21 protein-coding genes are annotated in these 24,631 nt (G+C 65.2%); 9 read left to right on the forward strand and 12 right to left on the reverse strand.

Annotation, left to right across the window (positions count from 1 at the left end):
- Positions 1-6: 6 nt before the first annotated feature.
- Together H156_RS0104965 and H156_RS0104970 are read right to left on the reverse strand one after the other, a co-directional pair.
- Positions 7-2,361 (reverse strand): Lon protease family protein, encoded by a 2,355-nt coding sequence (locus H156_RS0104965; RefSeq protein ID WP_017366242.1) that lies wholly within the window; start codon positions 2,359-2,361, stop codon positions 7-9.
- A 31-nt stretch (positions 2,362-2,392) separates the two neighbouring features.
- Positions 2,393-2,800: a hypothetical protein gene (locus H156_RS0104970; RefSeq protein ID WP_017366241.1), complete on the reverse strand. Its 408-nt coding sequence runs from the start codon at positions 2,798-2,800 to the stop codon at positions 2,393-2,395.
- Between the two features lie 280 nt (positions 2,801-3,080).
- Here H156_RS0104970 and gap point away from each other — a divergent pair, with 280 nt between their 5' ends.
- Positions 3,081-4,091: a type I glyceraldehyde-3-phosphate dehydrogenase gene (gene gap / locus H156_RS0104975; protein WP_010961812.1), complete on the forward strand. Its 1,011-nt coding sequence runs from the start codon at positions 3,081-3,083 to the stop codon at positions 4,089-4,091.
- Positions 4,088-5,554, forward strand: a complete 1,467-nt coding sequence (pyk, locus tag H156_RS0104980; RefSeq protein ID WP_010961811.1) for a pyruvate kinase — start codon at positions 4,088-4,090, stop codon at positions 5,552-5,554. The genes gap and pyk overlap by 4 nt, the downstream gene beginning before the upstream one ends.
- A gap of 13 nt (positions 5,555-5,567) precedes the next feature.
- Here pyk and H156_RS0104985 read toward each other — a convergent pair whose 3' ends face one another.
- Complete coding sequence (locus tag H156_RS0104985) at positions 5,568-6,158, reverse strand: HNH endonuclease (RefSeq protein ID WP_010961810.1); 591 nt, start codon at positions 6,156-6,158, stop codon at positions 5,568-5,570.
- 364 nt (positions 6,159-6,522) lie between these two features.
- On the opposite strand from H156_RS0104985, the gene H156_RS0104990 reads away from it, so the two are divergent.
- Positions 6,523-8,724, forward strand: coding sequence for a primosomal protein N' (locus H156_RS0104990; RefSeq protein WP_017366240.1), 2,202 nt, complete (start codon positions 6,523-6,525; stop codon positions 8,722-8,724).
- On the opposite strand, the gene H156_RS0104995 is transcribed toward H156_RS0104990, so the two are convergent.
- On the reverse strand, positions 8,718-9,872 hold the full coding sequence (locus tag H156_RS0104995) for a type III PLP-dependent enzyme domain-containing protein (RefSeq protein WP_017366239.1): 1,155 nt from the start codon (positions 9,870-9,872) through the stop codon (positions 8,718-8,720). The two genes, H156_RS0104990 and H156_RS0104995, sit on opposite strands and share 7 nt — an antisense overlap.
- Before the next feature lie 70 nt (positions 9,873-9,942).
- On the opposite strand from H156_RS0104995, the gene H156_RS0105000 reads away from it, so the two are divergent.
- The 3 genes from H156_RS0105000 (at position 9,943) to mopE (ending at position 14,996) form a co-directional block, all read left to right on the forward strand.
- Positions 9,943-10,605 carry a class I SAM-dependent methyltransferase gene (locus tag H156_RS0105000; protein ID WP_017366238.1) on the forward strand — a complete coding sequence of 221 codons (663 nt, stop codon included), beginning with the start codon at positions 9,943-9,945 and terminating at the stop codon, positions 10,603-10,605.
- 420 nt (positions 10,606-11,025) lie between these two features.
- Positions 11,026-13,347: a cytochrome-c peroxidase gene (locus H156_RS0105005; RefSeq protein ID WP_026046062.1), complete on the forward strand. Its 2,322-nt coding sequence runs from the start codon at positions 11,026-11,028 to the stop codon at positions 13,345-13,347.
- A gap of 38 nt (positions 13,348-13,385) precedes the next feature.
- Positions 13,386-14,996 carry a copper-binding surface/secreted protein MopE gene (mopE, locus tag H156_RS0105010; RefSeq protein ID WP_017366236.1) on the forward strand — a complete coding sequence of 537 codons (1,611 nt, stop codon included), beginning with the start codon at positions 13,386-13,388 and terminating at the stop codon, positions 14,994-14,996.
- Between the two features lie 98 nt (positions 14,997-15,094).
- Here mopE and lpxD read toward each other — a convergent pair whose 3' ends face one another.
- The 8 genes from lpxD to H156_RS17210 all read right to left on the reverse strand — a co-directional run bounded on the left by lpxD (position 15,095) and on the right by H156_RS17210 (position 21,978).
- Positions 15,095-16,159, reverse strand: coding sequence for a UDP-3-O-(3-hydroxymyristoyl)glucosamine N-acyltransferase (gene lpxD / locus H156_RS0105015; protein ID WP_017366235.1), 1,065 nt, complete (start codon positions 16,157-16,159; stop codon positions 15,095-15,097).
- 43 nt (positions 16,160-16,202) lie between these two features.
- The gene (gene trpC, locus H156_RS0105020) at positions 16,203-17,000 is read right to left on the reverse strand and encodes an indole-3-glycerol phosphate synthase TrpC (RefSeq protein WP_017366234.1); all 798 of its coding nucleotides are present in this window, start codon (positions 16,998-17,000) and stop codon (positions 16,203-16,205) included.
- Between the two features lie 5 nt (positions 17,001-17,005).
- Positions 17,006-18,031, reverse strand: a complete 1,026-nt coding sequence (gene trpD / locus H156_RS0105025) for an anthranilate phosphoribosyltransferase (RefSeq protein ID WP_017366233.1) — start codon at positions 18,029-18,031, stop codon at positions 17,006-17,008.
- Between the two features lie 6 nt (positions 18,032-18,037).
- The gene (locus H156_RS0105030; RefSeq protein ID WP_010961800.1) at positions 18,038-18,625 is read right to left on the reverse strand and encodes an anthranilate synthase component II; all 588 of its coding nucleotides are present in this window, start codon (positions 18,623-18,625) and stop codon (positions 18,038-18,040) included.
- Positions 18,622-20,109 carry an anthranilate synthase component I gene (gene trpE / locus H156_RS0105035; RefSeq protein ID WP_017366232.1) on the reverse strand — a complete coding sequence of 496 codons (1,488 nt, stop codon included), beginning with the start codon at positions 20,107-20,109 and terminating at the stop codon, positions 18,622-18,624. The genes H156_RS0105030 and trpE overlap by 4 nt, the downstream gene beginning before the upstream one ends.
- 118 nt (positions 20,110-20,227) lie before the next feature.
- Entirely contained in the window at positions 20,228-20,911 is a 684-nt protein-coding gene (locus H156_RS0105040; RefSeq protein ID WP_010961798.1) for a phosphoglycolate phosphatase, read from the reverse strand.
- Positions 20,908-21,600: a ribulose-phosphate 3-epimerase gene (gene rpe / locus H156_RS0105045; RefSeq protein WP_017366231.1), complete on the reverse strand. Its 693-nt coding sequence runs from the start codon at positions 21,598-21,600 to the stop codon at positions 20,908-20,910. The genes H156_RS0105040 and rpe overlap by 4 nt, the downstream gene beginning before the upstream one ends.
- Positions 21,601-21,819: 219 nt before the next feature.
- The gene (locus H156_RS17210) at positions 21,820-21,978 is read right to left on the reverse strand and encodes a hypothetical protein (protein WP_154656665.1); all 159 of its coding nucleotides are present in this window, start codon (positions 21,976-21,978) and stop codon (positions 21,820-21,822) included.
- Positions 21,979-22,348: 370 nt separating this feature from the next.
- On the opposite strand from H156_RS17210, the gene modA reads away from it, so the two are divergent.
- The 3 genes from modA to H156_RS0105065 are packed head-to-tail and all read left to right on the forward strand — an operon-like array spanning position 22,349 to position 24,603.
- Positions 22,349-23,107: a molybdate ABC transporter substrate-binding protein gene (gene modA, locus H156_RS0105055; RefSeq protein WP_010961796.1), complete on the forward strand. Its 759-nt coding sequence runs from the start codon at positions 22,349-22,351 to the stop codon at positions 23,105-23,107.
- Positions 23,108-23,124: 17 nt separating this feature from the next.
- Complete coding sequence (gene modB / locus H156_RS0105060) at positions 23,125-23,793, forward strand: molybdate ABC transporter permease subunit (RefSeq protein ID WP_017366228.1); 669 nt, start codon at positions 23,125-23,127, stop codon at positions 23,791-23,793.
- 24 nt (positions 23,794-23,817) lie between these two features.
- The gene (locus H156_RS0105065; protein ID WP_017366227.1) at positions 23,818-24,603 is read left to right on the forward strand and encodes an ABC transporter ATP-binding protein; all 786 of its coding nucleotides are present in this window, start codon (positions 23,818-23,820) and stop codon (positions 24,601-24,603) included.
- Positions 24,604-24,631: the final 28 nt, after the last annotated feature.

The following is a 24,631-nucleotide window of genomic DNA, read 5'->3' on the forward strand; positions in this document are numbered from 1 at the left end:
GATGTTTCAGGTTTTCTTTTCCGAACAGTCGGCAAAGGCTTTGAGGCGGGAAACCGCCAGCCGGTTCACGGTGCGCGCCGCCTTGCCGGTCATCAGTTCGAGGGCTTCGTCCACGGTGTGAACCGCGTACACCGCGAACTTTCCTTCGCTCACGGCGTCGGCCACCTCGGCCTTGAGCATCAGATTACGGACGTTGGCGGTCGGAATGATGACGCCCTGGTCGCCGGTGAAGCCGCGCGCCCGGCAAAGCCGGAAAAAGCCCTCGATCTTCTCGTTGACGCCGCCCACCGCCTGCACTTCGCCGTGCTGATTCATCGAGCCGGTGACCGCCAGGGTCTGCCGGATCGGGATGCCCGTCAGCGCCGACACCAGGGCGCAGAACTCACCCAATGATGCGCTGTCGCCGTCGATGTAGCCGTAAGACTGTTCGATGGCGAGATGAGCCGAGAGCGCGAGCGGGAAGTCGTGCGCATAGCGGAAGGCGAGACAGCCGGAGAGGATCAGTACGCCCTTGGAATGGATGGCCTGGCCCAGCTCGGCCTCGCGTTCGATGTCCACCACGCCGCGTTCGCCGGGGGAGACCGTGGCGGTGATGCGGGCCGGCGTGGCGAAGCAGGTTTCGCCCGCTTCCAGTACGGTCAGCCCGTTGACGCAGCCGACCTTCTCGCCCTCTGTCGCGATGAGCAGGACGCCTTCCATCACGTCATCGAGCAGTTCCTGGTTCAGCCGGTCCAGACGCCGTTCACGCGCCGCCAGAGCGCGACGCACATGTTCGGCCCGGACGGTGACGGCGGCTTCCCGGCGCCGCTCCAGATCGGCTTCGGCCAGGACTTCGCAGACGTCACCCATCCGCGCCGACAGCCGGTTCTGGTGCTCGGCCAGACGGGCGCCGTATTCCAGCAAAGCGGCGATGCCGCAGGCGGAAACGTCCGCGTGACCAGCTTGCGCCGCCTGGCTCTTGATGAGACGAGCGAAGGCCAGCATCGACGCCGGGGTGAGGGGAAAGTGATCGTCGAAGTCCACGGGGAGCCGGAACAGCTCCTTGAAATCGGGATCGGCCGTTTCCAGCAGGTAATACAAATCCCGCGTACCCACCAGGGCCAGTTTGACTTCGAGCGGAATCGGGGCTGGCAGTAGGGTCTGCGCCCGCGTCCCGCCGGCCGCATCGGCCGGGCGCGGTTCGATGCGGAGCTGGCCACTCTTGAACGCCCGCTTGAGTGCCGGCCAGGCTTCCGCGTCTCCGACCAGTTGTTCGGCTTCCACGATCAGACAGCCACCGTTGGCCTGATGCAGGAGGCCGGGAAAAATCAGCCGTGCGTGGGCGTGTGAGGCGTCCTGCTCGCCAGGCGGTTCGATCCGGCCGAACAGGTTGGGATAGCTCGGGTTGGGCGCGAACAGCACCGGCGTTCCGCCCTCCGGGTCGTGGCTGACGAGGACGCAAGGGGCATAGCGGTCCAGCAACCGGTTGCGGCGGATCGCCTCCTCACGCGGATCCTGGCCGCGGTCGTCGAGCAGGTATTCCGTCACGGTGCGGTCCAGGTGCTCGCCCAGGACGGAGATATGGGCGAGGAGGGCCGCGCAGCCGGCGTAGGGCGCGCTCAGGCGCGCCAGCAAGGGCGCCGCCGCCTGCTCGATGGTCTCCCGGTTCAACGCCCGCAGGGATTCAGAGGCCTCCCGTTTCCACTGGGGGAGTTCCAGCAGTGCTTCGTGCAGGTCGTCCTCGAGTTCCCGTACCTGGGCGTGGAACTGCGCCTTCTTTGCTTCCGGGAGGGCGGCGAAAGCCGCTTCGTCGAGCGGTGCGCCGTCTCCCCTCGGCGCGAAGGAAATGTCGTCGCCGTCGCGGAACAGCAGGATGCCCCGTTGCTCCGCCTTCCTGCCTACCGCTTCCACGGCTTCATCGAAGCGTCGGGAAAACTCCCGGTCGATCGCCGTGCGGCGGCGCTGGTAGGCCGGGTTGTCGAATGCTGCCGGAAAGGTTGCCAGCAGACTGTCGACGAAGGTCTCGACGTCGGCGGCGAAGCGGCGAGCCATGCCGGCGGGAAGGGAAATGGCGACCGGTTCCCGCGGATTGTCGAACCGGTTGAGGTACAGCCAGTCATTGGGGGCGGGCTGTCCGGCAGCCCGGCGTTCCAGCAGCCGTTTCACCAGCGACAGGCGGCCGGTGCCTGGATCGCCCATGACATAGAGATTGTAGCCGGGGCGGCGCATGGCCAGGCCGACGTCGATGGCCTCCTGCGCCCGTTGCTGGCCCAGGATGTGGTCGAGCGGCTCCAGTTCGGCGGTCGAGTCGAAGGGAAGGTCGTCCGGCGAAATGACGGTATTCAGGGCGGCGGCAGGCAGCGCGGCTGGGGGGCGGGACATGGCGGTCGGCGGAAGAAGCGGGCCGGGGAAATCAGCGGTGGATGGCCAGGGGCACGACTTCCGCACTCCGCCGTCCCCGGTCGTCCCGATCTTTCAGGTGGGCCAGCGCGCGCTGGAATTCACTCTGCAGGCGCGGGAGTACTTGGAGCGACTCGGCCGTGTAGTACACCACCTCGAAGGGCACCGGAGCGTCCAGGCTGCTCCGACGGCCGGGACGGAACGCTTGCCAGGCCATCTGGATGTGGCGGGGACCGGCGCCGTCGACGAACACGATCTCGAGGTCGTCGGCCACCGCCAGATAGAGCATGTTGCGAATGGGGACGAACAGTGGGTCGGGGCGCCGGCGGCCGAGCAGTACCCGGCTGAGGTTGTAGGTTGCGGCGCCGAGCAGGCGTGTCTCGCGTCGGAGTTCGCGCGAACGATGGAAGGTTTCCTGCATGTGGATGGCGTCGCTTGCTGGTTCCCGGTTTAAGCTATCAGCCTTGGTGCGCGAAGGGCAAGAACTGGACGCTCGGCGCGGCGCTTTGCTATATTGGCCGCGCTTTGTATTGACAGATTCCCCGGAGAATGCCCGATTCTCCCTCGCCGAAGGCCCGCAGGCGTCCGGCCGGGACGGCCTCGACTGCTCTCCCCACCCCACTCCGCCGGTCGCCAAGGGTGCGAGGGCTCTCGCGCATGACCCCATCCTCACTTTATTTCAGCATTTCTGGAGCAGGGCAATGACGATTAAGATTGCAATCAATGGATATGGGCGCATCGGCCGCAACATCCTGCGGGCGATTTACGAAACCGGGCGCAAGGATGTGGAGATCGTCGCCATCAATGACCTGGGGGATGCCCAGATCAACGCCCATCTCACCCGCCATGACACCGTGCACGGGCCGTTCCGGGGGACCGTGGAGGTCGGCGAGGGCGAAATCATCGTCAACGGCGACCGCATCAGGGTTTTTTCCGAGAAGGATCCTTCCAAGCTGCCCTGGGGGGCTTTGGGCGTGGACGTCGTGCATGAGTGCACCGGGGTGTTCCGCACCAAGGCCAAATGCCAGCCGCATCTCGATGCCGGCGCCAAGAAGGTGATCATTTCGGCTCCGGCCGACAAGAACGAGTGCGACGCGACCATCGTCTACGGGGTCAATGAGCATACGCTGAAAGCCGCCCACACCGTCATCTCGAATGCATCCTGCACCACCAACTGCCTGGCGCCGCTGGTCAAGCCACTGCTGGGAAAAATCGGGATCGTGTCCGGCCTCATGACCACCGTGCATTCCTACACCAACGACCAGGTGCTCACCGACGTTTATCACAAGGATCTGTACCGGGCACGGGCGGCGGCGCTGAACATGATCCCGACCAAGACCGGCGCGGCGCAGGCCGTGGGGCTGGTGCTGCCGGAGCTGGACGGCAAACTGTCCGGTTTCGCCATCCGGGTGCCGACCGCCAATGTATCGGTCGTGGACCTGACCTTCATCGCGGCCCGGGAAACCGACAAGGACGAGATCAACGCCATCCTCAAGGCCGCTTCCGAAAGCGAGCTGAAGGGTATCCTCGGCTACAACGACCAGCCGCTGGTCTCGAGCGATTTCAATCATACGACGACTTCCTCCAATTTCGACTCGACCCAGACCAAGGTGGTCGGCAACCTGGTGAAGGTGCTGAGCTGGTACGACAACGAGTGGGGTTTCAGCAACCGCATGCTGGACACCACGGTCGCCCTGATGAACGCCCGATGACGAGGGGAATTCGCCGTACCAAGATCATCGCCACGCTGGGGCCGGCTTCCGAGTCTCCGGAGATGCTCGAGAGAATCCTGAAAGCCGGGGCCGACGTGGTCCGGCTGAATTTCTCCCATGGTACGGCGGAGGAACACCGCATCCGCGCCGAGCGGGTGCGGGAAATCAGCCGGCGCATGCAGCGTTATGTGGCCATCCTGGCCGATCTGCAGGGACCCAAGATCCGCATCGCCCGCTTCAAGGGTGACCGCCAGGTCGTGCTGGAGGAAGGCCAGCCTTTCGACCTGGACACCGCCTTTCCGCCGGATCAGGGCGATGAAACCCAGGTCGGCTGCGCCTATGAGGCGCTTCCGACGGACGTCGAAGCGGGCGACACCTTGCTGCTCAACGATGGTCTGATCGAGCTCAAGGTCAAATCGGTCGAAGGAACCCGCGTCAGATGCGTCGTCACCGTCGGCGGCGTGCTGTCCAACCACAAAGGCATCAACAAGCTCGGCGGCGGTCTCTCGGCGCCGGCCCTGACCGAAAAGGACAAGGCGGATCTGAAGACTGCCGTGGAGATCGGGGCCGACTATCTGGCGATTTCCTTTCCGCGTTCGAAGGAAGACATGCTGGAAGCCCGCGAACTGTTGCACCGGGCCGGCAGCCACATGGGGCTGGTGGCCAAGGTCGAGCGTGCGGAAGCCATCAAGGACGGTGTGATCGAAGGGATCATCGACGCTTCCGACGCCATCATGGTGGCGCGCGGCGACCTGGGCGTGGAGATCGGCGACGCCCGTCTGCCGCATGAGCAGAAGAGGCTGATCCGCTTGGCACGCAGCCGCAACAAGGTCGTCATCACGGCCACCCAGATGATGGAGTCGATGATCGAGAATCCTTTGCCGACGCGGGCCGAGGTTTCGGACGTGGCCAACGCCGTGATCGACGGCACCGATGCCGTGATGCTGTCCGCCGAAACCGCCACGGGGAAGTTTCCGGACCGTACCGTGGCGGCGATGGTGCGGGTTTGCAAGGAAGCGGAAAAATACCCGCGGACGCGCCAATCGAGCCACCGCATGGACGAGAAATTCCACCGCATCGACGAGGCCATCGCCATGTCGGCGATGTATATCGCCAACCACCTGCCGGTCCGGGCCATCGGTGCCCTGACGGAATCGGGGTCGACGCCCCTGTGGATGTCGCGCATCAGTTCCGGCATCCCGATCTTCGCCCTCACGCCGCATGAGGCGGTGTGTCGGCGGGTGACGCTGTTCCGGGGGGTGTATCCGATTTTTTTCAACGAGCGCGCCATCTCGGATCACCACGTGCTGAACCGGGCGATCGCCGAAGAATTCCTCAAACGCAATCTGGTGAAGATGGACGATCTGGTCATCATGACCAAAGGTGATTTGACCGGCCGCACCGGTGGCACCAACGCCTTGAAGATATCGCGCATCAGCGACGTCATCGCCGCCGCGCCTTGAGTCTTGGGCGGTTTCAGCTCAGCCGTTGGTGCAGCGGGCTCTTGCGGGGGAAATGCGCCTTGAGGAACTCCATCTGGTCGGCGAGTACCCGGCGGCCCTGCAGGTAGATGTATTCGGCATGGGTCGGCGTGAAGGGGATGGCGAGCAGCTGCATCTTCGCCTCCTCCGGCGTCCTCCCCGCTTTGTGGTTGTTGCAGCGTTTGCAGGCGGTCACCACGTTGTTCCAGGTGTCCGAACCGCCGCGACTGGTGGGCTGGATGTGGTCGCGGGACAGCTCGCTGTGGCGGAACAGATTGCCGCAATAGAGACAGATGTGGCCGTCGCGCCGGAACAGGGCGGCATTGTTGAGCGGCGGCACGTAGCCCATGTCGACCTTGTAGCCGCTGTTGGCATGGCCGAAGGTCGCCACGATCGAATTCACCTCGATGCGGCTGCGCTGCCCCGTCTTGGCGTTGATGCCACCGCGCAGCCGGAACAGGATGCTGCCGCAGCCGTAGGCGACCTGTTCCAGATAGTAGAGCTTGGCGGCTTCCTGGTAGCCTATCCATTCGAGAGGCATTCCCGAGGCGTCCGTGCGCAGTACCTGAAGGTGGCGGTGGTGCATGGCTTCTCCTGCGACTCTGGTGCTTTCAAAAATTGTTCATGAATCTTGACAAATCGGGTCCTGATCAGGGTGTTTCTGCAACGACTTATGCACAGTGTACAGAAATGCCCGGTGAAGTTGAAATCGCCTGGCCGATCGCCCGCGCAAGCTCGCTCGGGATTCATCCAACCCTTTGTTTTTGCGATGGCTGTGCCCGGCTGGTCAAGACCTCGACAGGTTGACATCACCCCAGAAAAATTGCGGGCTCGCGGGCTTATCCCGGCTCCCTTGCACAGACTTATCCACAGGATTTGTGGATAAGTCCGTTTCGGTCGTGAACCATGGCCGGTTGCAAGCCTAACGGCGGATCATGACGGAAGGGCGTATGGAGACAGTCGTCAGAGTCGCCGTTCCCATCCCGGCTTACCGCTGTTTCGACTATCTCGCGCCGGCGGGCGTCCCCCTCGAAAGTTTGCTCCCTGGCGTCCGGTTGAGCGTTCCCTTCGGCAACCGCATCCGCGTGGGTTATCTCATCGCGGTTGTGGAAACGCCCGGTTGCGAGGTCGAGCGTCTGCGCCCGGCGGGGGCGGTGCTGGACGCAGAGCCGCTGCTGTCCGAGACCGACCTGAAGCTGCTGCGATGGGCCGCGCGCTATTACCATCATCCGCTCGGGGAGGTCATCCAGTCGGCGTTTCCGGTGCATCTACGGGAAGGGCGGGGGGCTGAGCTGGCCCGCCCGAGCGGGCTGGTCCTCACGCCGGCCGGCGCTGCCCTGGATCCGGCGACGTTCAGGCGCGCGCCGGTTCAGCGCAGGCTGTTCGAGATCTTGCATGGTCGGGAACGGCCGCTGCCGGCATCGCGTCTGGCGGAACTGGCGGGTTCGGGCCGGACGGTGCGGGATGCCGCCCGGCGTCTGGTCGAGCGCGGTTGGGCGGAGTGGGTGGATTTGCAGGACCGCCGGATTCCCGCCGTTGTCGGGTCGCCTCTGCAGCTCAACCCGGCCCAGCTTGGCGCCGTCGACGAGATATCTGCGAATCTCGGCCGGTACGGCGTCTTCCTGCTCGAGGGAGTGACCGGGAGCGGCAAGACCGAGGTCTATATCGAGGTGATCCGGCGGGTCATCACTCGCGGCGAGCAGGCGCTGGTCCTGGTGCCCGAGATCAGCCTCACGCCGCAGCTGGAGCGGAGGTTGTGCGAGCGCATCGAGGCGCCGCTGGCCGTGTTCCATTCCGGCTTGAGCGAAACCGAACGCGCCGCCGCCTGGCTGGGTTTTCAGAAGGGGGAGGTCGGGGTGCTGCTCGGCACCCGTTCCGCGGTGTTCGCCCCGATGCGGTGGCCGGGAGTCATCATCCTGGACGAGGAACACGATCGCTCGTTCAAGCAGCAGGAGGGATTCCGTTTTTCGGCGCGGGACGTGGCCGTGATGCGCGCCCGCATGGCGGACATTCCGCTGGTCGCGGGATCTGCTACGCCTTCGCTGGAGTCGATCCGCAATGTTCAGCGAGGGCGCTACGTTCGGCTGGTTTTGCCGGCGCGGGCCGGCGCCGCGGTCGCTCCGCGCTACCGTGTGCTCGACATCCGCGCGCGCCGTTTGCAGGACGGCTTGTCGGAAGGGCTGATCGCGGCGATGCACGATACCCTGGCGGCGGGTGATCAGGTACTGCTGTTCCTCAACCGCCGCGGTTTCGCTCCGGCATTGGTTTGTCACGGCTGCGGCTGGGTCGCGCGATGCAGGCGCTGCGACGCCAACCTGGTGCTGCATGCCAGGGAAAGCCGGCTGCGCTGCCATCACTGCGCCGCCGAGCATGGCCTGCCGGGGTGCTGTCCGTCCTGCGGCCAGGAGGACCTGCGGCCCTTGGGGGTCGGTACCGAAAGGGTCGACGAGGCTTTACGGCGGCTGTTCCCCGAGGTCGGCGTGGCGCGGATCGACCGCGACAGCACCCGCGGTCGCCGCAGCCTGGAGCGGATGCTGGAGCGTGTGCAGCAGGGCGAAGTGGGGATCCTGCTGGGGACCCAGATGCTGGCCAAGGGACATCACTTTCCTGGCGTGACCCTGGTCGGGATACTCGACGTGGACGCCGGATTCTACAGCACCGATTTCCGTGCGGCGGAGCATACCGCCCAGTTGATCGTGCAGGTGGCCGGACGTGCCGGGCGGGGCGAAAAGCCCGGCACGGTGCTGCTCCAGACCCGGCATCCGGATCATCCCTTGCTTCAGCGGCTGCTGCGCGACGGCTATCCCGGCTTCGCCGCCGCCGAACTCGCCGAGCGCGAGTCGGCCTGCCTGCCGCCCTTCGGGTATCAGGCCCTGTGGCGGGCGGAGTCGAAGGAGCTCGCGCTGTCGATGGACTTCCTCGCGCGCCTGCGCGAAGAGGCCGATGGAAAGAATGGCGCTGTGCATTGGCTCGGGCCGGCGCCCGCGCCGATGCCGCGTCAGGCGGGGCGTTACCGGGCCCAGCTCTGGCTCAAGAGCGCCCGGCGCGAGGAGCTGCACGCCGTTTTGACCGATGCCCTGGCGCGGCTGCAGGAAACGCCGGAGCGGCGCGTGCGCTGGTCGCTGGACGTCGACCCGGTGGACTTTTACTGAGCGGCGGGCTCGCCCCCCCACTGCCTCCGGTAGTCTTCGTAGCCGTAGCTTTGTTCGAGGTGCAATGCTTCCCCGTCCCAACGGTAGATCGAGGGGAGGTTGTGGCCGTTGAAGCGGTTGGCCTTGACCAGGGTGTAGGCTCCGACATCCTCGAAAACCAGGCGGTCCCCGATCCGGGGGCGCGTCGGGAGGGCGTACTCGCCGAACAGGTCCCCGGCCAGGCAGGTGCCGCCGGCCAGGATCGCCGTTTCCCTCCCTTCCTCGCAGACCTCGGCCAGGCGCGGGCTGCGCTGGTATTCGAACACTTCCGGATGGTGGTTGATGCAGCTGTCCAGGACGGCCACCGTCTTTCCGCCGCTGTTGAACACGTCGATGACGCTGGCGACCAGATAGCCGGCGGACCCGATCACCGCTTTGCCCGGCTCGAAATAGACCTCCAGGCCATAATCGCGCTGCAGCCGGGTGGAAAACCCGGCCAGCCGTCCCAGGTCTCCTTCCAGCCGGTAACCGCCGCCCAAGTTCAGCCACCGCAGCCGTTTCAGACGTTCCCCCAGCTTGTTTTCCAGCTTGGCCAGGATTTCGGCGAGGGGCTCGAAACTTGCGCAGTCGAAGACGGTATGGAAATGAATGCCTTCCAGCCGCTTCAGCCGCCCGACTTCGGCCGGTACCAGCCTGTCGAAGGGAACTCCGAGTTTCGAATGCGGGCGGCAGGGGTCATAACGGGGATCGGGGGCGAAGGACAGCTGGGGATTCACTCGCAGTCCCACGCTGGCCGTGCCTTCCATTCGGGCCGACCAGCGGTCGAACTGTTCCAGCGAGTTGAAACTCACGAAATCGCAGAGCCTGCCGATTTCATCGATCTCGCCGGGCCGAAATCCCGGCGTCGTGATGTGCAGACCGCCCCGCCCCGCCAGTGCCTCGGCGCAGAGCCTCGCCTCGAACAGCGAGCTGGCCGAGAGGCCGTCGACGCGTGGCGCGATCCGCCGCAACAGCGGCAGGAATGGGAACGACTTGACCGAATAAAGCAGACGGGGGCCGGACCCTGCGGCCGCTTCTTCAAAGGTCGAGAGGGTCCGGTCGATGGCGGTCTGGTCGTAGACGAAGGCCGGAGTCTCCGGCACCAAGCGCTTGAAGGTTTCGGTCAACATGGTAAATCTTCAGCAGGGAGCGCAAGAATAAGACATCGTCCAAACTGCGGCCAGACGCACAGGAGCCCTCATGGATCGAAAGCCGGAACCCGAACTGATGGACGACGAAGCGCAGGCATTGGCTTATGCGCAAGCGGATTTTTCCGAAGCGCACGACCGTTTCGTCGCCCTGTTCACCGAATGCTTTCCCGGCGAGCCGGGTTCCGGCGTTTGCCTCGACCTCGGCTGCGGGCCAGCCGACGTGCTGGTGCGGTTCGCCAGGGCCCACCCCGCCTGCCGGCTCGACGGCGTGGACGGAGCCCCGGCGATGCTGGCGCTGGCGGAGCGCGCGGTGGGCGCCGCACACCTGCAAGACCGTGTCCGGCTGATTCACGGTTACCTCCCCGGCGCCGAGCTGCCCGGCCGGGACTACGACGCCGTCATCTCCAATTCACTGCTGCATCATCTGGCGGTGCCGTCGGTTCTGTGGGAGACCGCGAAACGCCACGGGCGGCCGGGCGCGGCCTTGTTCGTGATGGACCTGTTGCGGCCCGATACCCCGGCACGCCTCGACGAACTCGTACGGCGCCATGCGGCCGATGCTCCGTCCGTATTGCAGCGGGATTTCCGCAATTCCCTGCTCGCCGCCTACCGCCCGGACGAAGTGAAGGCGCAGCTGGAGCACGCGGGGCTGGGTTCCTGCCGGGTCTCGGTCATCAGTGACCGGCACTGGATCGCCTTTGGACGACTCTAGCGAGGCCGGACTGATCGGGACCTTCTTTTCGATCCCTACCGCTGGCGGCCACATCCCGGGGGGGCACTACGATCCCGCCGAGTCGCGCTGGGGGTTTGGGATGCGCGGGCGTTGCGGCGGCAAGGACGTCATCCCTTGCTTGGACAGGCCAGATCATCGGCGCGGTGCCCGCGGTCGCGCGGGTGTCCGGGCCGGTGAATCCGGACGACGGAGACTCACTCCTTGAATGCCGAGAATCCTGTGCCTTCTCCGGTCCGCCTGGGGCGGCTCGGCACGGGGGGCAAGTGCCTGCTGAGCAAGATGACGCGGTAATTGTGTGAAATTCCGCAATCGGTCCCTCCGTTTTCTTGCCGATCCAATTTAACTTGCTGTTTATGAATATTTTTTTGAGGTGGTATCGAATTTGCCTTAGAGCGAGGCATGTTCAAACTTTTACGCCATCGTCCCATGCGCTCCGGTTCTTCGAGGCTTCTGGCCATCGGGCCGGCGTGCCTTTTGACCCTGCTCCTGGCTGCTGCTCTCTGCCCGGCGGTCGTGTTCGCCCACGGAGCGCTGGTTTTCCCCTTTTCCTTGAAGAACGTCCGGCCGCCGCCCATTCCGGGGCTGGGCAAGATCGTGAAGAACGAAAAGGCGCTGTTGGTGCTCGGCAAGGCGCTGTTCTGGGACATGAACGTCGGCAGCGATGGCATGGCCTGTGCCAGCTGCCATTTCCACGCAGGCGCGGACGTGCGGACGAAAAACGCGCTGAATCCGGGCGGCAAGCGGCATTTGACCGACGCCGGCGGCAATCCGCTTTATCCCGGCCTGGCCGCAGGCTTCAAACCCACCGCTTCGGGCGGAGCGGGCGGGCCGAACTACGAACTTACCGCCAATGACTTCCCCTTCGTCCGCTTGGCCGATCCCAACGACGCCGATGCCGGCTTCACGGCGGAGACCGACAACGTCATGTCCTCTTCCGGCACTTATGCGGGCGAATTCCGAGCCGTGCACAGGACCGGGGATGCGCTGGACGACTGCGACCGGGCCGGGCACGACGGCGTCTATCACGTCGGTGGCATCCGCACCCGGCAGGTCGAGCCGCGCAATACGCCGACCGTCATCAATGCGGCATTGTTTCACCGCCAGTTCTGGGACGGCCGGGCCAACAGCGTGTTCAACGGCGTCAACGGCGACGGCCTCCGCGATAGCGGTGCCGGCGTCTGGGTGGTGGTGAACGGCAAGCCGAAGAAGAAGCCGTTCCGGCTGGAGAACTCCTCGCTCGCCTCCCAGGCCGTAGGGCCGCCTGTCAACAACCAGGAAATGTCCTGCAACGGCCGTACCTTCCCGGACGTCGGCCGCAAACTGTTGCAGCGCCGGGCACTGGAGCGCCAGGAAGTCCATGCCGAAGACAGCGTGCTCGCCGGCTACCGCTCGGAGCGCGGTCAGGGTCTGGCGCAGACCTACGCCGAACTGGTCAAGAAGGCTTTCCGCAGCGCCTATTGGTCGGGAAAGGCGCCCCCCAAGAACCGGGCGATCTTCGGCAAGCCGGCCGGGTCTGCCGAGCCGTACACCCTGATGGAAGCCAACTTCGCCCTGTATTTCGGCGTGGCGGTGCAGGCCTACATGCGTACGCTGATTTCCGATCAGGCCCCCGTGGATTCCGAAAAGGTCCGGGTCTGTTTCGATGGCCATGAACTGCAGCCAGTGACGGGCTGTCCCAATTCCGACTATCTGATCGATGCCCCGCAGGCCATGACCGCGGCCCAGCTCCGGGGTCTACAGCATTTCATCAATGCCCACTGCATCATCTGCCACACTGGACCGCTGGCATCGACGGCGGTCAGCCCGGAGATCGTGAGGCTGGTGAATGGCAAGGCGGTCAAGGTCAACCCGAACGGCTATACCCTGGTGGACCGCACCAACGATCCGCTGGGCAATACGCGGCTGATGGACGTGGGTTTCGTCAACACCGGCGTCACCCATTATTCGTTCGATCCGGGGCTGGGGAACAACAGCGCAAGCAATCCCTCGCAGCCGCTGTCGTTTGCCCAGCAGTATCTGGCGGAGCTGGTGGGGAACGGCGGCGGCGTTTTCGACGAACTCAAGGTCCGGCCGTGCCTGTTCACCGTGCCATTCGTGAAGAAATCGAAGTCCGACCCGTACGGCTTCCCGGATGACCAGCTGCAGCCCGATCCGCTGGGCAGCGAGGGCTGTGTTCTGTCCAAGCTGGCCATGATCCCGACCCCGGCGGCGGCCGCCGCGGAAGTGGCCAAGGCCGAGGCCGGGAGCAGCAGCCTGCTGCGGGCGGGTGTCCAGGGTACGTTCAAGATTCCCACGCTGCGCAACGTGGAGCTGACGGCGCCGTATTTCCACAACGGTTCCGTTCTCACCCTGAATCAGGTCATCGACTTCTATATCAGGGTCGGCAACTACGCCAGCCGCGACAAGGCGGTCGAGATGCCCACGTTGAGCGACATCATCGGCAACGAGCAAGGTCCGAAGGACGACATCATCGCCTTCCTCAAGTCGCTCACCGACGAGCGGGTGCGGGACGAGGCGGCGCCTTTCGACCATCCGGCGCTCCGGGTGCCGAACGGCCACGCCGGCGACCATCGGTCCGTCAGCGATGCCGACGGGGACGGCTTGGCCGACGACGAATTTCTGGAAATCCCGGCGGTGGGCAGGAAAGGCCGCACCGCCCAGGGGCTGGGGCCGATTCAGGCCCTGCAGGGAAGCATCGAGGGATCCGAGGGTACGCCTTGATATCTTGAGGATCGTTGCAACACCATATGAGAGACACCATGAACGAAAAGCATTGCTACTCCTTACTGGCCGCCGGCCTCATCGCCGCCGTGCCGCAACTCGCAGCCGCCCACGGAGGCACTCACGACGTCACCGCGGTCGCCCACCTGAGCTATTCGGAAGCCTATTCGGAAAAGCTCAAGAAGGGTCAGGAAGTTGGCACCGAGCTGCTGGTGCTGGACGGACGCTTCGAATTCAACGAACACGTCGGCATGGGTGACATCACCCCGGACACGACCTGGTCGGCCGTCGTGCAGGGCCAGACCCTGGCAACGGGCACCCTGGGCGACGCCACCAAGAAGAAGTTCGGCGCCAAGGGCGGCATGGCGGTGATCAACGTGCCCGGCGGCGGTACGCTCAAATTCACCTGGAACGCCAAGGCCATCATGCTCAAGCTGAAATGGACCGGCGAGCCGGCCTTGGCGCGGCTGTACAAGGACCAGAACACCAGCATCAATCTGCCGCAATTCCCGGTCGACATCGCGATCGGCAGTCTGCACGGCTACTTCAACGTTCCGGTCACCGGCCAGGCGAAGGCCACGACCAAGAACGGCACCATGCTGTCCAAGATCGCCTTGAAAGGCACAGCGAACTCCGCGGGCCTGGACACGCTGGACCGGGACGGCGACGGCTCCACGGCCGACGTCGATTGCAACGACTTCGCGCCCACCATCCATCCGGGCGCCGCCGAAGCGACGCTGGACGGCGTGGATTCCAACTGCGACGGGCGCGACTCCGGCGTGGCGGAAGTCGTCGAGACCTTCAAGAATCCGGGCACCTACTCCAGCCCGGTCATCAACTTCAAGATCGCTTCGCCGCCGGGGCCGGGAACGCCCATCTACGGGCCGCCGCGTGATTTCTCCGGTTACAACAAGAGCTACTCGCTGGCGATCGGCAAGACCTCGTACTACGATCCGACCACTGGCACCAAGTGGAACGACGACACCATCACGCCGGTCAGTGATGGTCAGGACATCTGGCGCGGCTGGACCCATACCGGCAAGTGGTCGTTCTTCAACGGCAAGGCCGGCGACAAGATCACCCTCAGCGTACAGCGTGATGCGCAGGAAGCCAGCCTGAAAGGCGCCCATCCGGGCTTCATCCTGTTCTGGCGGCCCGAGGGCGGTCCGCTGTTCTGGGCCGGCACCCAGGATCTCGACGAGGGCCAGACCGCGCTGCCCGCCGACTCCGACACCGTTATCGGCCACGTGATCGTTCAGCACGCCGACTGGACCCTGCAGGGCTTGCCGCCCAAGGCCGACCATACCGCACCCGCGGGCGTGGATACCGAGCTCTATCCCATGAAGCCGGACAGCTACACCATGTACTACGTCGACTCCGGCTACGATGCCGACAAGTACGTGGCATCGAAGAAGCTCATCATGCACCCCACGGCGTTCAAAGGGCTGGCCCTGAACGACGGCACCGCCGGGGCGTTCACCAAGTCCATCACCCTGCCGAAGACGGGCTATTACATGCTGTACGTCGCCAACGTCCTGGAAGTGGACGACTGGAGCGTCGACGCGGACGGCAAGCTCACCACCACCGGCGAAGTCTGGGAAGTGCCGGCCAAGGGCTGCTGGGTCAACATCACGATCTCCAAGCCGTAAATCCGGCTTGATGTGCGTGATCCTTCGGAGCGGCCAGTCGACCGTTCCGCGGGGAAAACTTCCGGAGCCAATCCCCGTCCTCTGCGGCGGGGATTTTTTTATTCGGCGGAACCGAGTTGGGCGACGGCTTTTTCCAGCTTCTTCAACCGGCTCCAGATTTCGTGCAGGCGCGGCATCACCGCCATGTTCTTGAGGTATTGCTGCAAGGGCTGGGCGGGGCCGCCGGCATACATGCCGGACTGTTTGATACTGGTGTTGAGGCCGGCGCGGTGCAGCAGCACGCTGTCGTCGGCGACGGTGATGTGGTCGATGGTACCGGTCTGGCCGGTGGCGATGACGCGCTTGCCGAAGCGGGTGGAGCCGGACAGCCCGGTATGGGCGCAAAGGATGCAGTCCTCGCCGATCTCGACGTTATGGCCCAGGTGCACCAGCGCGTCGATGATGGTGCCGCTGCGGACGACGGTCGCGCCGTAGGTGGCGCGGTCGATGGTGGTGTTGGCGCCGATCACCACGCGGTCTTCGATGATGACCTTGCCGGTGTGCGGAATGCGGTAGTTGCGGCGCTGGGCGTCCTGGGCGAACCCGAAGCCTTCCGAGCCGATCACGCAGCCGGGTTTGAGGATGCAGCCGGCGCCGATTTCGCAGTCGATGCAGACGGTTACGCCGGGATGCAGCACGGTTTCCGCGCCGATCCGGGAGCCGCGCTCGATCACCACGTTGGCCATCAACACCACGCCGCGGCCCAGCACGACATCGGCGCCGATGACCACGCCGGGGCCGATGATGGCATCGGCGGGCACTTCCACGCTGGCGTGGATCACGGCGGAAGGATGAATGCGTGGCCATTCGGTGTCGCGCACGTCGCGGTCGGCGTAGGCTTGCTTGATCAGCGCAATGGCAAGGCGGACGTTGGGCGCGATCAGGATGGCCAGTGCCGGCGATTCGCCGAATTCGGCGGCGATGGCCGGGGTGGTGAGGACGGCGGCCGGTTTGCGCTGGAGTACGTCGCCGACGTATTTGGGCTTGTCGATGAACACCAGGTCGCCGGGGGCGCAGTCTTCGATCGGCGCGATCCGGGTAATCACGGCGTCGGGGCCGATGTGGTCCGTGATCAGCCCTTCCGGCTGGAAGCGTTCGAGGATTTCCGAAACGGTGACATGCATGGCGAGCCCTCTTCGATGGCCGGAAAGTTCGGGGTGAGGGGGGCTAAGCGAATAGCCGTTGCAGCTCGACGCCGGGCTCGGACGCGCGCATGAAGACCTCGCCGACCAGGAAGGCGTGGACCCCGTGACCGCGCATCAGGGCGACGTCCGGCGGCGCCAGGATGCCGCTTTCGGTGACCACCGTGCGGCCTTCCGGAATCAGCGGCAGCAGGTCCAGCGTGGTCTGGAGGCTGACGTCGAAGGTGCGCAGGTTCCGGTTGTTGATGCCGACCAGCGGCAGCTCCAGCGGCAGCGAGCGTTCCAGTTCGCTCCGGTCGTGCACTTCCACCAGCACGTCCATGCCGAGCGAGGTGGCGAGCCGGGCCAGATCGCGCATCAGCGCGTCGTCCAGCGCAGCGGCGATGAGCAGGATGCAGTCCGCGCCGATCGCCCGCGCCTCGTAGACCTGGTAAGGGTCGATGGTGAAGTCCTTGCGCAGCACCGGCAGGGCGCAGGCGGCGCGGGCCTGCTGCAGGTAGTCCTCGCTGCCCTGGAAGAAGTCCCGGTCGGTCAGTACCGACAAGCAGGCTGCGCCGCCCGCGGCGTAGCTGCGGGCGATCGCTTCGGGCTGGAAATCCTCCCGGATCACCCCCTTGCTGGGCGAGGCCTTCTTGATTTCGGCGATCACCCCGGCCTGTCCGGCTTCGATCTTGGCCCGGAGGGAGCGGACGAAGCCGCGCACCGGATCGGCCTGTTCGGCCTTCGCGCGCATTTCGGACAGCGGCAGCACCTTCGTTCGGTCGGCGATCTCCTCGGCCTTGCGCGCCAGGATCTTTTTCAGGATGTCGGGGGTGTCGCTCATGGCGTTCAGCTCGCGGCGAATTGGCGGGAAAGGGCGGCCAGCGCTTCGAGCTTGGCGCGGGCCGAGCCGTCGGCGATGACGGCCTCGGCACGGCGGATGCCGGCTTCCAGCGAGTCGGTCAGGTCGGCGGCATAGATGGCGGCGCCGGCGTTCAAGGCGACGATGTCGCGGGCGGGGCCCGGCACGTTGTCCAGCACGCCCCGCATCATCTTCAGGCTGGCGGCGACGGTGTCGATGGCGAGTTCGCTCAAGGCGGCGCGCCTGAAGCCGAACTGCTCCGGCCGTACGTAATAGTTGGTGATCAGGCCGTTCTTCAGCTCGGCGACATGGGTGGGCGCGGCGATGCTGATTTCGTCCAGCCCGTCCTCGGCATGCACGACCAGGACGTGTGAGCTGCCCAATTGCTGCAGCACCCGCGCGAGGCCTTCCACCCATGGGTCGGTGTACACGCCGACCAGCTGGTTCGGCGCGCCGGCAGGGTTGGTCAGGGGGCCCAAGAGGTTGAACAGGGTGCGGACGCCGAGTTCCCGGCGTGGCCCGATGGCGTATTTCATCGCACCGTGGTGGCGCTGGGCGAACAGAAAGCCGACGCCGAGCGTTTCGATGCAGGTCTTGACCTGGTCCGGGGTGAGCTCGATGTTGATGCCGGCGGCCTCCAGCACGTCGGCACTGCCCGAGCGGCCGGACACCGAGCGGCTGCCGTGCTTGGCGACCCGTCCGCCCGCCGCCGCGACCACGAAGGCCGCGGTGGTGGAGATGTTGAAGGTCTTGCTGGCGTCGCCTCCGGTGCCGCAGGTGTCGAGCAGATGGGGGCCCGATACCGGAACCTTGGTCGCCATTTCCCGCAGCACCTGGGCCGCGGCGGCCACCTCCTCGACGGTCTCGCCCTTGCAACGGAGGGCGATCAGGAAGGCACCGATCTGGGCCGGGGTCGCACCGCCGCTCATGATCTTGCGCATCGTCTCGCGCATCGCGCTGGGGCTCAGGTCCTTGCCGGCCAGCAGGGTTTCCAGGACTTCGGGGATTTCCATGGGCGCCTACCGGTGCAGGAAGTTGCGGAGCAGGTCGTGGCCCTGCTCGGTCATGATCGATTCGGGGTGGAACTGGACGCCTTCGACGTCCAGGGTCTTGTGGCGCACGCCCATGATTTCCTCCATACCACCGTTGTCGTCCTCGGTCCAGGCGGTGACTTCCAGGCACTCGGGCAGGGTGGATTGCTCGATCACCAGCGAATGGTAGCGGGTGGCCTGGAACGGGTTGCTCAGGCCGTGGAACACGCCGACGTCGCGGTGGCGCACCATCGACACCTTGCCGTGCATGATGCGCTTGGCATGGACGATGTTGCCGCCGAAGGCATGGCCGATGCTCTGGTGGCCGAGGCAGACCCCGAGGATGGGATAGCGTCCGGCGTAGCGGTGGATCGTCTCCACCGAGATGCCGGCCTCCTTCGGCGTGCAGGGGCCGGGCGAAATCACGATCTTGTCGGGATGGAGACGCTCGATTTCTTCCGCTGCGATCTGGTCGTTCCGCACCACCTGGACGTCCGCGCCCAGTTCGGCCAGATACTGCACCAGGTTGTAGGTGAACGAATCGTAGTTGTCGATCATCAGGACGCGGGTGCTCATGCGTTCTCGCCTCCTTCGACGCCGGCTTCGGCCAGGGCGACCGCCCGGAAAATGGCCCGTGCCTTGTTCATCGTTTCCTCCCACTCGCTGCGCGGTACCGAGTCGTAGACGACGCCGGCGCCGGCCTGGATGTGGAGCCGCCCGTCCTTGATGACGGCGGTGCGGATGGCGATCGCCGTGTCCATGTTGCCGGACCAGCCGATGTAGCCCACCGCGCCGGAATAGACCCCACGTTTCACCGGCTCCAGCTCGGCGATGATCTCCATGGCCCGGATCTTCGGTGCCCCGCTGACGGTGCCGGCGGGGAAGGTCGCCGCCAGTACGTCGTAGGCGTCCTTGCCGGCCTGGAGTTTGCCGGTCACGTTGGAGACGATGTGCATGACGTGGGAATAGCGCTCCACCACCATCTTCTCGGTGAGCCGCACGCTGCCGGTCTCGGAAATCCGGCCGGTGTCGTTGCGGCCCAGGTCGATCAGCATCAGATGCTCGGCGAGTTCCTTGGGGTCGGCCAGGAGCTCCCGCTCCAGCGCCTGATCCTCTTCGGGGCTGCGGCCGCGGCGGCGGGTGCCGGCGATGGGGCGCACCGTCACAGTGCCGTCCTCCAGCCGCACCAGGATTTCCGGCGACGAGCCGACCACGTGGAAATCCCCCAGGTTGAGCTGGTACATGTAAGGCGAGGGGTTGAGGCAGCGCAGGGCGCGGTAGAGGTCCAGGGGCGAGGCGGCGTAGGGAATGCTCAGCCGCTGCGACAGCACCACCTGCATCACGTCGCCCTCGACGATGTACTCCTTGACCCGCCGCACCGCGGCCTCGAAGCCTTCCCGGGTGAAGCCGGAGATGAAATCGGCCTCGTCCACCGTGCGCGGTGAGCGCGGCGGTGCGGGCGGGAGCTGGCGGCTGCGCAGTTCACGCACCAGCTCGTCCAGCCGGGTCTGGGCCTTGGCGTAGGCGCCGGCTTCGTTGGGATCGGCGTGGACGACGACCAGCAGCTTGCCGGTGAGTTTGTCGAACACCAGCACTTCTTCCGACACCATCAACAGGATATCGGGCGAGCCGATCGGGTCCGGTTTGGTTTTGGCCAGGCGCGGCTCGATGTAGCCCATGGTCTCGTAGCCGAAATAGCCGACCAGGCCCCCGGTGAAGCGCGGCAGACCTTCGAGGTCCGGCACCTTGAAACGGCTGCCGAAAGCCTTGATCCATGCCAGCGGGTTTTCGACCGTCAGGGTCTCGGTGCGGGCGCCATCCTTCAGCACGGTGACCTCATGGTCGCGGACTTCGATGCAGGTCCGGCAGGGCAGGCCGATGATGGAATAGCGGCCCCACTGCTCGCCGCCGTGGACGGATTCGAACAGGTAGGAATACGGCCCATCGGCGAGCTTGAGATAGGCGCTCAAAGGGGTGTCGAGGTCGGCGAGGACGCGCCGCGCCAGCGGGACGCGGTTATAGCCTCGGGCGGCGAAGGCCTGGAATCGTTCGGGGGTCATGAGAGCTCGGGAGGTTCGATGCGAAACGATGCACGGCCTGGGGCCGTAGCGGTCGGGGTTTCAGTGCTTCAGGCCGCGCTGCGCCATCGTTTCTGCGGATCGAATCGGAATAAGGCCGTCATGTCAGTCGTTTCAAAAGGGCGGGGAGCTCGCCGATGGAGTCCAGGATGCCGTCCGCACCCAGTTGTTCCGGCGTGGCGACTTCCCCCCGGTAGCCGTAAGGAACGCACAGTATCGCATAACCGGCGGCGCGGGCGGCCCGCACGTCATTGCCGGAATCGCCCACCATCAGGCAGCGTTCGGGCCGGGCGCCGAACCGCTCCGCCGTCTTCAGCAGCGGCAGCGGGTCCGGTTTGATGCGCTCGAACTGGTCGCCCGAGCCGATGAAGTCCAGATACCCCGCGATGCCGAGCCGTTCCAGCAGCGGTTCGGTGAAGCGGGCCAGTTTGTTGGTGATGACCGCCGTGGCATAGCCTGCGGCCTTCAGGCCCTGGAGCCCTGCCAGCACGCCGGGAAACAGGCCGCCCCGTTCGCACAGATGCGCCTCGTGGAATTCCAGGAACAGGCGCATGCCTTCCTGGAATTCCTCGGGTTCCGATTCCGGCCACATCTCTCCCGTCATGGCCCGCTTGATCAGCATGTCCGCACCGTTGCCGATCCAGCCGCGCGCCCGCTCCAGTCCGACGGGGGCGCGGCCCAGCGACTCGAGCATGGCGTCCACCGCCCAAGCCAGGTCGGGCGCGCTGTCGACCAGCGTGCCGTCGAGGTCGAAGGCGATCAGCTCGGGCCGGAATCCGATCATGCGCGGGCCTGGGCCAGTTCGTCGCGCAGGGCGCGGATGATGGAGTCGTAGCGGTTCGGATCTTCGGCCTTGCCCGCGCCGAACACCGCCGAGCCGGCGACGAAGGTGTCGCAGCCCGCGGCGGCGATCTCGCGGATGTTCCTGGCGTTGACGCCGCCGTCGATCTCCAGGCGGATGTTGCGGCCGCTGGCATCGATGCGGCGGCGGCATTCGCGGACCTTGTCGAGCACGTAGGGGATGAAGGATTGGCCGCCGAAGCCGGGGTTGACCGACATCAGCAGGATCATGTCGAGCTTGTCCATGACGTGATCCAGATAGTTGAGCGGTGTGGCCGGATTGAACACCAGCCCGGTCTTGCAGCCGGAGTCCTTGACGAGTTGCAGGCTGCGGTCGATGTGCTCGGAGGCCTCCGGATGGAAGGTGATGTAGCTGGCCCCGGCCTTGGCGAAATCGGGAATGATGCGGTCGACCGGCTTGACCATCAGGTGCACGTCGATCGGCGCGGTCACGCCGTGCTTGCGCAGCGCCTCGCACACCAGCGGGCCGATGGTCAGGTTCGGGACGTAGTGGTTGTCCATCACGTCGAAATGGACGATGTCGGCGCCCGACTTGAGGACGTCGTCCACTTCCTCGCCGAGACGGGCGAAGTCGGCGGAGAGAATCGAGGGGGCGATCCAGAATTCGTTCATGGCAATGGTTTTCCTTGGGACTCAACGAAAGCGCAGGGCGTGGGGCGGTCCCGGTCTGCGCGAGTGTTCATCGCTTTGCCGCGATCAGGCCGGCTATTCTGTCATTTCGACCCGAGTCGGGGCAAGGCGTGGCAAGCGGCGCCAGGGAGTCACCGTGTCAAATGGGAGCCCGGCGTCCCGAGTCCAGGGGGACACAACCCGTTTTTGTAAGGTCATTCCTTAACGAATCCGGACCGGTTTTGGATTGACGAGATTCATGCGGGTGGTCTTCAGAAGCTTGAGCAGCAAGGGTTTGAGGTCTTCGTGGCGGTGGTTGAACCGAAAGCAAACTTCCCCCAGGTACAGGTGGAAGAATTTGCGCGGTAAGCGCAATTTCACGTTTTGCCTGCGCCGGTGAAATTCACACACTGTACCAATGAGTTAATGGAAATTTCCTGTTGATGAAGATGCGCCCGAAATATAGGATTTCTTGGACTCGAGCTTTGCTTCCCCTTCGGAAGGCGCGGCCCGACAGGGCCGGTCGCCGTGCGGCTCAAGTGGACGTGCTTTGGGAAGGCGGCGCCTGTTTTCCCACCCGGGTGGCCGATGCCTTGATCGCCGCCCCGGGGGCCGGGCGCACGGCGCTGATCCGGACGGAGCCAGCCCAGCTGCCCGGCCGCCTGCAGGGGGTGCCATTGTGCGGACATCGATATATACTGTCGAATATTACGTAACCATTTCCTGTCACCCTCACATCGAGAGACCCGACATGGAACACCGCAACATCATTCGGCTGCTCGTTGCCGTCGCCGGCTTGGTCATGGCCGGCCAGCCGGGTGCGGTCGAATTGACCGTTTCTGCCGCCTCCAGCCTGACCCAGGCTTTCAAGGACATGGCCCGGCGCTATGAGGAGATGCATCCCGACGCCAAGGTGTTTGTGAATTTCGGCGCCTCTGGCGTTCTGTTGCAACAGATCGCCAAAGGCGCGCCTGTCGACGTGTTCGCTTGCGCAGATCAGGAAACGATGGACGAAGCGGTCAAAATTGGCCTGGTACACGCCAATGAACGCCGTGACTTTGCTACCAACACCCTCGTCTTGGTGGTGCCGAGGGGGCAGTCCGTGTCACTCGGGCATCTGTCCGAGTTGACGCAGGCCGCCGTGCGCCGGATCGCCATCGGCAACCCGGACAGCGTCCCGGTGGGCCGCTACGCCCGCCGTGCACTGGAAAAGGCTGGTTTGTGGGAAGCGGTCGCGACCAAGGCGATCACTACCCAGAACGTCCGCCAGTCGCTGGATTACGTGTCGCGCGGCGAGGTGGATGCCGGCTTCGTATACGCCACCGATGCCGGCGAGGCGGCAGACAGGGTCCGGATCGCCTTCGAGGTGCCGCTGGATGTGGCCATACGTTATCCCATCGCTCCGCTGGCCGATGCGGCGCATGCCGAGGAAGCACGGCGCTTCACCGGCTTCGTGCTGTCCGCGGACGGGCAGGCCATCCTGGCCAGTCATGGTTTTCCGAAACCTTAAGACGGGGAACGTCTCTCATGGAGGCCATGTGGGCGGCACTCGCACTCTCCCTGAAGGTTGCCGGCTGGGCCACGGCCATCGATCTCGTATTCGGTGTCGCCGTCGGTTTTCTGCTGGCGCGCGGGCGTTTTCCCGGCCGGGATCTCATCGAAACCACCCTTGCCTTGCCGATGGTGTTGCCGCCTACGGTCCTGGGCTACTACCTCCTGGTCATGATCGGACGGCGGAGTGAATTCGGGGCCTGGCTGCACGGCCAGTTCGGTATCGATCTGATCTTCACCTGGCAGGCGGCGGTGATCGCGGCCTCGATCGTGGCCTTTCCCCTGGTGTTCAAACCGGCGCGGGCCGCGTTCGAAGCCGTCGACCCCCAGTTGGAACAGGCGGCCCGGGTGCTGGGTATCAGCGAGCCGGCCATCTTCTTCCGGGTCACGTTGCCACTGGCGTGGCGCGGCATCCTCGCTGGCCTGCTGCTGGCCTTCGCGCGTGCGCTTGGCGAATTCGGCGCCACGCTGATGGTGGCCGGCAGCATTCCCGGCAAGACCCAGACCCTGTCGGTCGCAGTCTACGAGGCCGTCCAGGCCGGCCAGGATCACGTCGCAGACAGCTTGGTACTCGTCACCTCGGCGGTCAGCATCGCCGTCCTGTTGTCGGCTGGCCGTCTGGGTGCCGGCCGATCGGGATATTAGCCGGTTCCCTCGGAAATCTGCCTCATGTACTTCGATTGCGATATCAGAAAGACATTGCGTGCCGGTAAGCGGGCGTTCCATCTCGATGTGCGTCTGCAATCGAATTGCCAACGAACGGTGATTCTCGGGCCATCGGGCTCCGGCAAGAGCCTCACCTTGAAGGCGATGGCCGGATTGGTGCGTCCCGACGCCGGGTATATCCGCCTCGATGGCCGGACCGTGTTCGATGCCGGCGCCGGCATCGATTGCCCGCCGCAGCGGCGCGAAGCAGCCTATGTGTTTCAAGACTACGCCCTGTTTCCCCATTTGACGGTGCGCCAGAACGTCGGCTTCGCGCTGGTGAGAGGCTGGTTCAACCCAGCCGTGGCATTTCGCCGCGAAGCCGTCGACTACTGGCTCGAGACCTTCCAGCTCGGCCATCTGGCGCACCAGTATCCGAACGAACTCTCCGGCGGGCAGCGACAGCGCGTCGCCCTGGCGCGGGCGCTGATCGCCGGGCCGCGGCTGCTGCTGCTCGATGAACCCTTTTCGGCTTTGGATCCCGATCTGCGGGTCACGATGCGGAACGAACTCGACGGGCTGCAGCGGCGCCTTCGGATTCCGATGGTGATGATCACCCACGATCCGGCTGACGCGGCGATCTTTGGCGATTGCATTGTGCGGCTGCGGGAGGGTGCGCTCGACACGGCGGAGGCAAAGTGCCGCGAGCCAGGTCAAGCCAGCGGCGCTGAAGGAACGGCCGTTGGCGCCGAGGCTGCCATCCGGATTGGCCGGAATCGGGCCACGGGCCGGCAGCAGGACTCTTCATGAATTCGATCCCTCCGTCACGCTCATTGAG

This window comes from Methylococcus capsulatus str. Texas = ATCC 19069 (assembly GCF_000424685.1).
Taxonomy (GTDB): domain Bacteria; phylum Pseudomonadota; class Gammaproteobacteria; order Methylococcales; family Methylococcaceae; genus Methylococcus; species Methylococcus capsulatus.

Bases quoted from the DNA above. Each gene is read 5' to 3' on its own strand.
- H156_RS0104965 (WP_017366242.1), bottom strand. From the start codon at position 2,361: ATGTCCCGCCCCCCAGCCGCGCTGCCTGCCGCCGCCCTGAATACCGTC.
- H156_RS0104970 (WP_017366241.1), bottom strand. From the start codon at position 2,800: ATGCAGGAAACCTTCCATCGTTCGCGCGAACTCCGACGCGAGACACGC.
- gap (WP_010961812.1), top strand. From the start codon at position 3,081: ATGACGATTAAGATTGCAATCAATGGATATGGGCGCATCGGCCGCAAC.
- pyk (WP_010961811.1), top strand. From the start codon at position 4,088: ATGACGAGGGGAATTCGCCGTACCAAGATCATCGCCACGCTGGGGCCG.
- H156_RS0104985 (WP_010961810.1), bottom strand. From the start codon at position 6,158: ATGCACCACCGCCACCTTCAGGTACTGCGCACGGACGCCTCGGGAATG.
- H156_RS0104990 (WP_017366240.1), top strand. From the start codon at position 6,523: ATGGAGACAGTCGTCAGAGTCGCCGTTCCCATCCCGGCTTACCGCTGT.
- H156_RS0104995 (WP_017366239.1), bottom strand. From the start codon at position 9,872: ATGTTGACCGAAACCTTCAAGCGCTTGGTGCCGGAGACTCCGGCCTTC.
- H156_RS0105000 (WP_017366238.1), top strand. From the start codon at position 9,943: ATGGATCGAAAGCCGGAACCCGAACTGATGGACGACGAAGCGCAGGCA.
- H156_RS0105005 (WP_026046062.1), top strand. From the start codon at position 11,026: ATGTTCAAACTTTTACGCCATCGTCCCATGCGCTCCGGTTCTTCGAGG.
- mopE (WP_017366236.1), top strand. From the start codon at position 13,386: ATGAACGAAAAGCATTGCTACTCCTTACTGGCCGCCGGCCTCATCGCC.
- lpxD (WP_017366235.1), bottom strand. From the start codon at position 16,159: ATGCATGTCACCGTTTCGGAAATCCTCGAACGCTTCCAGCCGGAAGGG.
- trpC (WP_017366234.1), bottom strand. From the start codon at position 17,000: ATGAGCGACACCCCCGACATCCTGAAAAAGATCCTGGCGCGCAAGGCC.
- trpD (WP_017366233.1), bottom strand. From the start codon at position 18,031: ATGGAAATCCCCGAAGTCCTGGAAACCCTGCTGGCCGGCAAGGACCTG.
- H156_RS0105030 (WP_010961800.1), bottom strand. From the start codon at position 18,625: ATGAGCACCCGCGTCCTGATGATCGACAACTACGATTCGTTCACCTAC.
- trpE (WP_017366232.1), bottom strand. From the start codon at position 20,109: ATGACCCCCGAACGATTCCAGGCCTTCGCCGCCCGAGGCTATAACCGC.
- H156_RS0105040 (WP_010961798.1), bottom strand. From the start codon at position 20,911: ATGATCGGATTCCGGCCCGAGCTGATCGCCTTCGACCTCGACGGCACG.
- rpe (WP_017366231.1), bottom strand. From the start codon at position 21,600: ATGAACGAATTCTGGATCGCCCCCTCGATTCTCTCCGCCGACTTCGCC.
- modA (WP_010961796.1), top strand. From the start codon at position 22,349: ATGGAACACCGCAACATCATTCGGCTGCTCGTTGCCGTCGCCGGCTTG.
- modB (WP_017366228.1), top strand. From the start codon at position 23,125: ATGGAGGCCATGTGGGCGGCACTCGCACTCTCCCTGAAGGTTGCCGGC.
- H156_RS0105065 (WP_017366227.1), top strand. From the start codon at position 23,818: ATGTACTTCGATTGCGATATCAGAAAGACATTGCGTGCCGGTAAGCGG.